This window comes from Haloarcula rara, from assembly GCF_029338235.1.
GTDB lineage: Archaea > Halobacteriota > Halobacteria > Halobacteriales > Haloarculaceae > Haloarcula > Haloarcula rara.
Window position 1 is genome coordinate 784,149 of record NZ_CP119785.1, and the last position, 10,695, is coordinate 794,843.

Consider the following 10,695-nt stretch of genomic DNA (forward strand, 5'->3'; position numbering starts at 1 on the left):
AAGAAGGTTCGTTCGACTCTTTAGCGTTACGACACCCTTAGCGGTCACGAATCCGAACGGATGTACGGAAAACAGCGGACCCGAGAGTGGCCGCATGGTTGAGCGAGCGTTCATCACGAGCGGGGACCAGATTCCGGTCCGGCGTCGCGTGGGACGCTGAGTGGCCATCTCGGCGGGCAGCCGGCAGGCATCGGCCGGCGAGACACGCCTCTCTGTTTCAGACAGTTATCCTCTCCATCTATGTCTGATAATCAACTCCTATGTGTAATTGTAGCTCATGCGTCCAAGAGTATAAGCTTTTCTTTGAAATATGCCATTCAAGGGATGGAGAAGTTATAGATAGCGACCGCCCCGGCCAACCTCTCAGTGGGACTGTACGTTTATGCCCGTCCGGGATGAGGATAGACGTATGGACTTCCGACGCGCCAGGCCGGCCGACAGTCCCGCCATCCGTGACGTCGCGCGGCGGTCGCTGGGAGCATCGTACTCGCTGGGCCCACAGGCGATCTCGAACGCCATCGAGGAGTGGTACGACGAGGACCGACTGGAGCGGATACTAGAAGACCCCGACCACGTGGTGCTGGTCGCGGACGACGCGGGCCAGGTCGTCGGCTTCTCCGAGAGCGTCGTCGCCGCGGCCAACACCGCCACGCTGCTGTGGCTCCACGTCGACCCCGCCCACCGCGGCGAGGGTATCGCAAGCGACCTGTTTGGGGCCACCGGCGAGGAACTGGAGCGACTCGACGTGATGAACCTCCGTGGCCGGGTGCTGGCCGAGAACACCGAGGGCAACGAGTTCTACGACGACCGAGAGTTCCGCCAAGTCGGCACCGACACCGTCGAGATCGACGGGGAGAGCTACGTCGAGAACATCTACGCCGAGGCCGAACAGTGGGGTCGCGAAGCCGTCGAAACCCCCGACGACCGCACCGTCTACGTCGACCACGACAACCACGAACGCGGCTCGAAAGCCCCCTTCCACGTCGTCTTCAGCGAACGCGAGGGCGACGACAGATACGGCTACTTCTGTAGCAACTGCAACACCCTCGCGCTCGTGATGGACTCGATGGGCCGCATCGAGTGTGATAGCTGTGGGAACGTCCGGAAGCCGGTTCGGTGGGACGCAGCATACTTATAGACTATATCATACTTATTCACAATCTACCGACAATCAGCCTTCTATTGGCACTTGAGCGGTGTTGAGTAAGTGTAATAAATTTGATATAGTCCCGGGCGGATTCGAACCGCCGTCATGGGCTCCAAAGGCCCATATGATTGGCCACTACACCACGGGACTGCAGTCCAGTGTTTGGGTGGGTTCGTTTTATCCCTTCCGGGATTCGGATTCTACAGTTAGATCAGGACAGCTCATATTACCCGTTTCTACGTTCCGGTGACATTTCCGACACAGTGCGATCACGTTATCGAGGGTGTGGGCATCCTGCGGGTCATCGAACGTCCGGATAGGGTCTATATGGTGTACATCGGGCTCGTGTCCGATTTCTTCACGTGTTTTTCCACAAATCTGGCACTCGTGATTGTCCCTATCTAATGCCTCGTTTCGAACCGAGAGCCAATCACCGTTATACACATTTGGCGGTCGATCACCCTCATACATCGACTCGGACATCCAGTTACAGAGACACTCGTGACTGCAGAATCGACAGGGGGTGTCTTCGAACCGCGTCTTGAGAACGTTGAAAGTCTCACTACAGTGTTCACATTCTGTATCTACTCGTGGAATATCTTTGTCAGCGTAACTCGGCGTGCCGAGAAACTCTTCAGCCTCCGCTACACACTCCGGACAGTAGACCCCGTTTTTATCCGAGGGATAGTACTCGAACTCGGCCACACATATCTCACATTCCGTCTGTTCTTTCGCACCCTTCCAGTTGCCGTTCTGCTCACCCGCCCCAGTGTAACAGTCCTCACAGTACGTCCGGCGCGCTTTCGGGTCGTAGAAATCGTCGCCGCATTCCTCGCAGGTCCGATTCGGCAGTGGATCGCCGTGGACCTTCGTATGGTGCTGGCGCATCCCCTGTTCGGTGTTAAGTGACTTCCCGCAGGTCGGGCAGTCCATACCATCCACAACAGATGGACTAGAATTAAATCCGACCCGCCCTCGGTGAAACTAAAACTAGTCGCTGCTCACTTCGGCCTCGACGTCGATGAGCCCGCAGACGTCGTCCTCGGCGTTGAAGCAGTCGGGACACTGGGGTGCGCGGTCGATGATGGTATCGAGGCGTTCGGCGACGGTCTCGTCGATGACGCCCTCCAGGGTCTTGGCCTCTGTCCGAAAGTCCTCGACCTCCAGCACTTCGATGAGAAAGCGCTCGATGATACAGTAGTTCTGTAAAGCGTCCCGTGCCTGTTCGATGCCCTCGTCGGTGAGGTCGACGCCCTTGTACTTCTCGTGGTCGAGCAGTCCGCGGTCTTCGAGTTTGCCGATCATCTCGTTGGCGCTGGCGGGGCTGACATCGAGGAGGTTCGCCACGTCGCCGGTCGATGCGGGGCCGTCGGCCTGTTGCTGGGTGAGATAAATCGCTTTCAGATACTGAGCCTGCGTGTTCATAGTCGAGCCTCCATGAGTTCGGTCACGTCTTCGACGCCCTCGGCTTCTTCCTCGCGGATGAGTCGCAGCGTCTCCAGCAGCCGGGTCCGGTCGACGCTGAACGACGTCTCGGACGCCTCGATAGATTCGATGAGGTCGTCGTAGAACTTGTAGGCCGTCTCCTCGTTACAGAGCTGGTCGTACAGCACCCCGTCGAAGTCCTCGTCGGCCTCGTACTGGGCCTCGACGAGCGTCTGAATCTCCTCGAAGGGAACGGTGTCGGCGTCGAGGTCGGCTAGAAGTTCCTCTAGCTGCCGGCGGTGCTGTGCCGACTCCGCCGACGCGTCTTCCAGCAGCCTGGCGAGGTCGGCGTCGGCAGCGTCATCTGTCTCTGCCGCGTGTTTGCCGGCCCGGGCCTCGACGACCTCTTCGAGGACGATACCGATCTGGAGCAACCGGGCCAGTTGGTGGTCCGACACAACCGGCTGTGTCAGGCTCACGTCGACACCTCCCGGCGACACGATACAGTCATAGGAAACTGTCGGGGAGGGCGGAACTTAAGCGGTTCCCTGTCCGGGCCGCGTCGGCGAAGAAAGCAGCAGACGAGCCTCCCCTCGTGACGCTAACGCGTCACTCGCGGGTCGTTCCTCCCCGCTCGAAAATCGAGGTCGCTACGCGACCTCGCTACTCGCGGAGACGCCGTGAGAGCTCTGCTCTCACGTGCTTGCGTTCATAGCCCTACGGGCTATTCACGCAACCGCCGTGGAATCACAGATTCCACGAGCCTTCGTTCGTAACCCTACGGGTTACTCACGAAGACGCCGCGGGAGCAAAGCTCCCGCGAGCCTGCGAGAGTAATCGTCCGATTACTCTCGCAGACGCTCGTAAATCAGCTGGTCGAGGTCCTCGCGGAGTTCGTCGACCGCGACCTCTTCCAGCACCGGGACGAAGAAGCCTTCGACGAGCATATTCTTCGCCTTCTCGGGGTGGACACCGCGGGAGGTCATGTAGAACATGTCCTCGGCGTCGACCTGACCCACCGTCGCGGAGTGGGAGGCCTCGGTGTCGTGGTTGTTGATGATGAGCTTCGGGGATGCGTCGGCCTCGGATTCGTCCGAGAGCATGAGGGTGTTCTCACGCTGGTAGGAGCTGGTGTCCCACGCCTCTGTGCCGACGTCCTGGACGCCCTCGTACACCGAGCGGGCCTCGTCGTCGAGGACGCCGCGGGTGACGAGGTCGGCGACGGTGTGTTCGGCCTCGTGCCAGACACGCGCGGCGATGTCGACGTGCTGGTCGTCGTGGCCGAAGAACGCGCCGACGATCTGGGACTCCGAGGAGTCACCGAGCAGGCGCGTCTCCACGCTGGACTTGGTCAGGCGGGAGCCGATGTTGCCCTCGATCCAGTCGATACTGCCGTAGGTGTCGGCGTGGCCGCGCTTGACCTGGTAGTTGTAGCTCTCCTCCGAGAGGTTCTGGAGGGTGCCGTACTGGACGTAGGCGTTCTCGCCTGCGACGGCTTCGACGACGCCGGAGTAGTACTGGTCGCCCTCGGTGTCTTCGCCGGTGGTCTGGCGCTCCAGGATGGTGACCGACGAGGACTCCTCGGCGACGACGAGCGTGTAGTTGAACAGCGACCGGCTGTTCATCGTCGTCCGAATCTTCACGTCCTCGGCGTCGACGCCCTCGGGGACGTAGACGACCGTCCCAGCGGAGAACAGCGCCGTCGACAGCGCCGTCAGGTAGTCCCGCTCGGTGTCCACGACGGAGCCGAAGTGGTCCTCAATGAGCTCGCCATGCTCGTCTAGCGCGTCTGACCAGGAGAGGACGTCGACGCCCTCGGCGTCGATTCGGTCCTTGTCCTGGGCGTAGTCGAGCGGGTCGACGAGCGTCTCGTAGTCGAGCGCGTCGAGGTTGGTCCACTTGCGGCCCGGCGTCTGGATGACGTCTGGCATCTCGAGGTCGTCCAGGGCCGCGAGCGCGTCCTTGCGCGTCTCCAGCAGCCACTCGGGCTCCCCGAGGTCTTCGGATATCTGTTCGACTGCGTCTTCGCTGAGTGTAGCGTGTACCTGCGTACTCATGATTATCCGAGCGACCCCTCCATCTCCAGTTCGATGAGGCGGTTCAGTTCGACGGCGTACTCGATTGGCAGCTCTTCCGTGATCGGCTCGATGAAGCCGGCGACGATCATCTGCTTTGCGTCGTCGTCGTCCAGTCCACGCGACTGGAGGTAGAAGACGTCCTCGTCGCCGATCTTGCCGACGGTCGCCTCGTGAGCGACGTCGACTTTCGACTCCTGAATTTCCATGTACGGCATCGTGTCCGACGTGGAGTCGTTGTCGAACATCAGCGCGTCACACTCGACGGACGTCGAGGAGTCCTCGGCACCGTCGGCGATGTGGACCAGGCCGCGGTAGTTCGTGCGGCCGCCGTCCTTCGCGATAGATTTCGATTCGATGGTGGACTTCGTGTCGGGCGCGTTGTGGTAGACCTTCGCGCCCGTGTCGATGTCCTGCCCTTCGCCGGCCATGGCGATGGTGATGTGGTTGTCAGTCGCGCCTGGCCCCTTCAGCACGGTGGAGGGGTACAGCATCGTGGCCTTCGAGCCCATGCTGCCCGAGACCCACTCCATGGTCCCCTCTTCCTCACAGATGGCGCGCTTGGTGTTGAGGTTGTACGTGTTCTTCGACCAGTTCTGCACGGTCGAGTACTGGACGTGAGCGTTCTCGCCGACGAACACCTCGACCCCACCGCTGTGGAGGTTGAACGCCGAGTACTTCGGCGCGGAACAACCTTCGATGTAGTGGACTTCGGAGTTCTCCTCGGCGATGATGAGCGTGTGCTCGAACTGGCCCATCCCCTCGGAGTTCATGCGGAAGTACGCCTGCACGGGCATGTTGACCGTGGTGTCTTCGGGGATGTAGACGAACGAGCCACCGGACCACACCGCGCCGTGGAGGGCGGCGAACTTGTTGTCGCTCGGGGGAACGCACTTCGTCATGAAGTGCTCTTTGACGAGTTCTTCGTGCTCCTGGACGGCCTTGTCCATGTCACAGAAGATGACGCCTTTCTCCTCCCAGCGCTCCTGCATGTTCTGATAGACAATCTCCGATTCGTACTGGGCGCCCACGCCCGAGAGGGCGTTCTTTTCGGCTTCCGGGATGCCCAGCTTGTCGAAGGTGTCCTGAATCTCTTCGGGGAGGTCTTCCCAGTTTTCGGCGCCGCCACGCGTCTCGATGTCGGGGCGGATGTAGGGGACGATGTCGGCGATGTCGACCTCCGAGAGGTCCGGCGCTCCGGGCCATCCCTCCGGCATCGGCATCTCCTGGAACTGCTTGAGCGCGCGCAGGCGGCGCTCGAGCATCCATTCGGGCTCGTCCTTGTCTTCCGAGATGACTCGCACTGTCTCCTCGGTGAGGCCCTTCTCGGTCTCGAAGGCGGATTTTTCCTCCTTCTTGAACTCGAAGCGGGCTTCGGTGTCGGTCTCTTTGAGGTGGTCTTGGTCTGAGCTCATGATATGTATGGGTTAGGGTTGTGTACGTATGGGTGTTATGCGGCCTCGTAGGCTTCCTCGCGGACCCAGTCGTACCCCTCGTCCTCGAGTTTCTCGGCGAGTTCCGGACCGCCGCTCTGGGCGATCTGGCCGTCGAGCATCACGTGAACGTGGTCGGGTTCGACGTAGTCGAGGATGCGCTGGTAGTGGGTGATCTGGAGGATGCCGGCACCCTGCTCGTCGCGCAGGGCGTTGATTCCTTCTGAGACGTCCTGCAGGCGGTCGATGTCCAGCCCGGAGTCGATCTCGTCGAGCACGGCGACGGAGGGCTCGAGAATGGCGGCCTGAAGGACCTCGTTTTGCTTCTTCTCGCCGCCGGAGAAGCCGGCGTTGAGATAGCGGGAGGCGAACTTCTCGTCCATGTCCAGTTGCTCCATCTTCTCCTGGAGGATCTCCTGGAACTCGGCGACGCCGACCTCGCCCTCGTCGGCGGGGCCCTCCATCGGGGAGGTGTCGTAGCCGGCGGCGTCCTCTTTGGTGTCCTCGCTCTCCGCTTCGGCTTCCTCCTCGTCCTCGTCCTCGAAGAGCTCCTCGCGCTCTTCGAGCTTGGCGTTGAGCGCCGTCCGGAGGAAGTTGACCATGGTCACGCCTTCGATTTCGGCGGGGTACTGGAACCCGAGGAACACGCCAAGGGCGGCGCGCTCGTTGGGCTCGAGGTCCAGCAGGTCCCAGGTCCGCAGGTCATCCGGAATCTCGAAGTCCTCGCCGAACTCGTCGTCTTCGAGGTGGATGAGGACCTCGCCGTCAGTGACTTCGTAGGCCGGGTGGCCCGCGATGACCTTCGCCGTCGTGGACTTGCCCGAGCCGTTCGGGCCCATCAGGGCGTGGATTTCGCCGGACTCCACTTCGAGGTTGACACCGCGAAGGATTGTCTCACCGCCTTCCTCTGCGACTTCCGCGTGTAGATTGTTGATTTCGAGTACTGCCATGGTAGTCTTAGGTCAACCGAAACAAGGTTGTTTTCCCCCATCAAGCTTTCGCATTGCTGCGAACTCGATTTCGGTATTCGGAAACAATATTTCTCTGCCGAAAAACCGGACGGCGGGCGGTCAGTTACATGAAACTGCCGAGTCCGGTCTGCTCCTGGCCCGATTTGACCTCGTCCCAGGAGATGTCCAGCGCCTCCAGAATCCGTGCGATGGGGCCCTTGAGTGTCTTATCGAGCATCTTGTCCCAGTCGACCTCGAACTCTTCGGGAATCTGGTCGGCGTACTCGAAGCAGATGACGTCGGGGTCCCGCCGGAACTCGCCGTACAGCGGGTCCCTAGAGGCGTCCAGGTCCTCCTCCGCCTCGACCCGGTCCCAGAAGTCCGCGTGTACGCGGTCGAGATAGAGCCGCTTGGGTTTCGACCCGCTCTTGAAGTTGGTGCCAAGCAGGAGGTTCGCGTACTTCGCGCCCCGGACCTGTGCGGTGTCGGTGTCGTAGTTGTCTAACTTTTTGCCGATACCGCCAGGGATGCCGACGTCGTCGTAGTCGACGTTGCCCGCCTGGTAGTCCTCGATGACGTCGCCGACATAGCTCTTGATGCTGTCGGCGTCCTCGCCGTGGACGATGCGGTCGATGACCTCCTTCTGGACGCGCTTCGTGATGGGCGCGATGTCCGAGCGCTGGTACTCGAAGCCCGTGATGTCGATGTCGTCTACGTGTTTGCCCTCCTTCCAGACGATGTGACCCGCGTACCGTTTCTTCTTGCCCGCCTGGAAGAACCGCCGGTAGAGCTTCTCGAACTCTATCTGGAAGCGGTGGTCCGTAGCGTTCAATCGCTCGCTGGCGAACTCGTCGTAGGAGGCGTTGATGACGTCCTCCAGCTCGAACCCCTTCTGGATGGTCGCCGCGATGAGTTCGAGTTCGCTCTCGTCCATCTCGGGGTGTTTCTCCCGCATCTCGTCGGTGACCTCGGCCTCGCCGTCGAGGTCGTCGGGGCCGACGTCGCCGAGCTGGAGCATGACGGAGTCGGTATCACCGTATACGACGCTGTAGCCCTCGTTTTCGACGACTTCGTCGGTGTAGTCGATGACCTCTCGACCGGTGGCCGTGACCGCCGCGCCCATCTCCTTGTCGTAGAGGCGAAAGCGGTCCCACCCAAGTACGCCATATAACGAATTCATAATCACCTTGACAGAGGCCTGTTGCCGGTCTAAGCGCTCATACTCCGGATTTCCAGGGTCGTAGCTGTTTCGTTGGACCTTCTTCTCTTCGCGTTCTGTCAGGAGTTCGTCGACCATCGACCGGATGACCCCGTCCGGTTCCTTCCGAAAGTGGGTCCCGTTGGGGGCGCGGTAGGTCTCGCCGTCGTAGACCTCAGGGTCGACCTTCGTCTCCGGTGAGGCGTTGGTCGTCACCATGCACATCGGATAGAGGCTCTTCAGGTCGAGCACGGTGACGTTTTCGCGCACACCCGTGATAGGGTCAAAGACGGCGCCACCCTCGTAGTCCTCGCTCTCCTGTTGGCCTTTCGAGGGGAGTGCGAACTCACCGTGGAGCTTGTGCAGGACGTACATGTCGACGGCGTCGCCCGGCGTCGTGGCGTCCTCCAGTTTACAGCCCACGAAGGTACGGACCTCGTCCCAGAAGTCGATGATGTCCTGCTCGCGGTCGAGTTCGACACACAGCTCCACGTCCCGGAGGTTGTACTCCAGCAACCGCTCGGGCTCTTGCTCCCAGAGGTCGCCGATGTCGCCGGTGTAGCGCTCCTTGCCGACGCCGAGTTCCTGTTCACCGACGGCGTCCAGCCGGTAGGACTCCAGTTCGGTGAACTGCGTGCGCTTGTACGCATAGAGCAGGTCGAAGACGACCCGGCCTTTGATGTCGGGACCCTGCCAGTCGCTGCGCCACACCTCGTCGACTCTCGATAAGCGGTCGATGTTCAGGTCGTAGTCGTGGTCGTAGCTCTGGAGTTGCTCGATGCGGTCGAGCAGGTACGGCGCGTCGAAGTCGTCGAAGTTCCACCCGGTCAGGACGTCGGGGTCTGTCTCCTCGATATACTCGATGAACGCGTCGAGCATCGCCGTCTCTTCCTCGAAGATGCGGACGTCGGCCTCGAAGTCGGCGTCCTCGCGAATGGGGTCGTAGGCGGCCAGCGCCTCCGGGCCTTCGATGCCGTCGGGTGACTCGTAGAGCCAGACGACGTACTCGTCGGTGTAGGAGTCGTGCGAGGTGAGACAGACGATAGTCTGCTCGCCGTCCTCCGGGAAGCCGTGGCGGTCGTCGACCTCGATGTCGAAGGTGTTGACCCGCGGTTCGGCGCTGGCATCGACCGGCTCGAGCTCCTCGTGGTGGACCTTGTAACTCCCGTCGTCGAGCTCGCGGGCCGGCACCCTGACGCCGGAGGTGATGTCTTTGTCGATGAGCAGCCGGTTAGGGAAGAGAATGTCCGCCTCGTAGTGGTCGAAGTCGTCCCGCATCTGGCCCACGTCGCGGGGTGTCTGGCCGAATATCTTGGTCAGGCGTTCACCCCGAATCGACTCGTAGGGTTCGCCGTCGTTGTCTGTCTCTTCCCATCCGGTAATGGCGTCGTACTGGCGGAGTCGGTCCTCGCTGACGCTGCTGGTCGGCGCGTAGAAGTACGGTTTGAACTCGTAGGCCCGGGCGTGGACCGCCTCGTTGTCCTCGGTTCGGCCGAAGACGTGGACGACCGGGAACTCGTCGTCGCCCCGGCCCTCGACGGTGTAGTCGACCTGCGTGACGACGAACTCGACGGTCTCCTCGACGTCGGGAAACTGGCGCTCGTCGATGTCGACGACGCTCGCGTCCCCGTCGCCGTTGCCCGCGATGGCCGCGGCCTCCGCCGCCGGCCGGTCGTCGCCCCCGTCCGATCCGAAGTCCCCGAGGGCGCTTTGACTCTCCTCACTCATTGTCCGCCCTTCGAGACGGTACATAAAAACGTCGGCGGTCGGTAGCGCACATCTTTGTCACAGGCACAAAGTATATGCTAAAGAGTGGCATACCCAAAGATGACCCCCCATGTCGCACCGCGCATCTCCCGACGGTGAGTCGGATAGGGCGAACGAGCTCCGGTCGGACCCTGCGCTCCCCGAGGCCGTGCAGACGACCGAGACTTACGAGACCGAGGAGGGGACAGTGTTCTACGACGCCCAGAATCCGCTCGCGTGGGTGCAGACGGATACGACTGTTTCACTCAGTGACCGGGCCTGAGAGAAGTCCTTTTATCTACCCCGGCCGACTGTCCGAGTGTGCTTGACGGTCCCGACGAAGACGGCCAGGGCGCACTCGGTGAGAAGAGCCCCTACGAACCCGAGGAGTTCGACCCGTCGAGCCTCGGCCCCGACATCCCGGAGGCGCCGGACCCACCCGAGGGCGCCGCTAACACCGAGGTGACTGCGCTATTCTGGAAGCTCGTCGTCGTGTTCAATATCGCTCTCCTGGCCCTCTCTGTCGGCCCGATGCTATACTACTTCGAGGGGCGGGTCGACCTGGGCATCCGCGTCACGCTCGCCGGCGCCATCGCCTTCGCCTACGGCTACTTCCGCTACCGGCAGTTCGTGAAACAGCGAGACAGCGACGAATCGGCCGACGAGGGTCCCGGGGACGAGGACGACGACCCTACGGACCACAACGGCTAACCAGCCCCGT

10 protein-coding genes and 1 tRNA gene are annotated in these 10,695 nt (G+C 61.6%); 3 read left to right on the plus strand and 8 right to left on the minus strand.

The genetic code is table 11. The features are described 5' to 3' along the window. The first annotated feature begins 409 nt into the window (after window positions 1-409). Window positions 410-1,138: a GNAT family N-acetyltransferase gene (locus P1K32_RS04155; RefSeq protein WP_276251454.1), complete on the plus strand. Its 729-nt coding sequence runs from the start codon at window positions 410-412 to the stop codon at window positions 1,136-1,138. Window positions 1,139-1,224: 86 nt separating this feature from the next. Here the strand turns inward: P1K32_RS04155 and P1K32_RS04160 are convergent. The 8 genes from P1K32_RS04160 to P1K32_RS04195 all read right to left on the minus strand — a co-directional run bounded on the left by P1K32_RS04160 (window position 1,225) and on the right by P1K32_RS04195 (window position 9,956). Beyond that, window positions 1,225-1,297: transfer RNA gene (locus tag P1K32_RS04160), tRNA-Gln, on the minus strand. 27 nt (window positions 1,298-1,324) lie between these two features. Then, window positions 1,325-2,080 (minus strand): HNH endonuclease, encoded by a 756-nt coding sequence (locus tag P1K32_RS04165; RefSeq protein WP_276251455.1) that lies wholly within the window; start codon window positions 2,078-2,080, stop codon window positions 1,325-1,327. 57 nt (window positions 2,081-2,137) lie between these two features. Then, complete coding sequence (locus P1K32_RS04170; protein ID WP_276251456.1) at window positions 2,138-2,572, minus strand: metal-dependent transcriptional regulator; 435 nt, start codon at window positions 2,570-2,572, stop codon at window positions 2,138-2,140. Next, the gene (locus P1K32_RS04175) at window positions 2,569-3,051 is read right to left on the minus strand and encodes a ferritin-like domain-containing protein (protein WP_276251457.1); all 483 of its coding nucleotides are present in this window, start codon (window positions 3,049-3,051) and stop codon (window positions 2,569-2,571) included. The genes P1K32_RS04170 and P1K32_RS04175 overlap by 4 nt, the downstream gene beginning before the upstream one ends. Before the next feature lie 366 nt (window positions 3,052-3,417). After that, the gene (gene sufD / locus P1K32_RS04180; RefSeq protein WP_276251458.1) at window positions 3,418-4,629 is read right to left on the minus strand and encodes a Fe-S cluster assembly protein SufD; all 1,212 of its coding nucleotides are present in this window, start codon (window positions 4,627-4,629) and stop codon (window positions 3,418-3,420) included. 2 nt (window positions 4,630-4,631) lie between these two features. Further along, window positions 4,632-6,062 carry a Fe-S cluster assembly protein SufB gene (gene sufB, locus P1K32_RS04185; RefSeq protein ID WP_276251459.1) on the minus strand — a complete coding sequence of 477 codons (1,431 nt, stop codon included), beginning with the start codon at window positions 6,060-6,062 and terminating at the stop codon, window positions 4,632-4,634. Window positions 6,063-6,097: 35 nt separating this feature from the next. After that, window positions 6,098-7,030 carry an ABC transporter ATP-binding protein gene (locus tag P1K32_RS04190; RefSeq protein ID WP_276251460.1) on the minus strand — a complete coding sequence of 311 codons (933 nt, stop codon included), beginning with the start codon at window positions 7,028-7,030 and terminating at the stop codon, window positions 6,098-6,100. Window positions 7,031-7,154: 124 nt separating this feature from the next. Continuing rightward, complete coding sequence (locus P1K32_RS04195) at window positions 7,155-9,956, minus strand: DNA-directed DNA polymerase (protein ID WP_276251461.1); 2,802 nt, start codon at window positions 9,954-9,956, stop codon at window positions 7,155-7,157. Window positions 9,957-10,065: 109 nt separating this feature from the next. Between P1K32_RS04195 and P1K32_RS04200 the strand changes: the two genes are divergently transcribed. Continuing rightward, the gene (locus P1K32_RS04200; RefSeq protein ID WP_276251462.1) at window positions 10,066-10,257 is read left to right on the plus strand and encodes a DUF7331 family protein; all 192 of its coding nucleotides are present in this window, start codon (window positions 10,066-10,068) and stop codon (window positions 10,255-10,257) included. Window positions 10,258-10,295: 38 nt separating this feature from the next. Then, complete coding sequence (locus P1K32_RS04205) at window positions 10,296-10,685, plus strand: DUF7322 domain-containing protein (RefSeq protein WP_276251463.1); 390 nt, start codon at window positions 10,296-10,298, stop codon at window positions 10,683-10,685. Window positions 10,686-10,695 lie beyond the last annotated feature (10 nt).

What these genes read in the sequence shown, in the direction of transcription:
- P1K32_RS04155 (WP_276251454.1), top strand. Translation starts at nt 410, where the DNA reads ATGGACTTCCGACGCGCCAGGCCGGCCGACAGTCCCGCCATCCGTGAC.
- P1K32_RS04165 (WP_276251455.1), bottom strand. Translation starts at nt 2,080, where the DNA reads ATGGACTGCCCGACCTGCGGGAAGTCACTTAACACCGAACAGGGGATG.
- P1K32_RS04170 (WP_276251456.1), bottom strand. Translation starts at nt 2,572, where the DNA reads ATGAACACGCAGGCTCAGTATCTGAAAGCGATTTATCTCACCCAGCAA.
- sufD (WP_276251458.1), bottom strand. Translation starts at nt 4,629, where the DNA reads ATGAGTACGCAGGTACACGCTACACTCAGCGAAGACGCAGTCGAACAG.
- sufB (WP_276251459.1), bottom strand. Translation starts at nt 6,062, where the DNA reads ATGAGCTCAGACCAAGACCACCTCAAAGAGACCGACACCGAAGCCCGC.
- P1K32_RS04190 (WP_276251460.1), bottom strand. Translation starts at nt 7,030, where the DNA reads ATGGCAGTACTCGAAATCAACAATCTACACGCGGAAGTCGCAGAGGAA.
- P1K32_RS04195 (WP_276251461.1), bottom strand. Translation starts at nt 9,956, where the DNA reads ATGAGTGAGGAGAGTCAAAGCGCCCTCGGGGACTTCGGATCGGACGGG.
- P1K32_RS04200 (WP_276251462.1), top strand. Translation starts at nt 10,066, where the DNA reads ATGTCGCACCGCGCATCTCCCGACGGTGAGTCGGATAGGGCGAACGAG.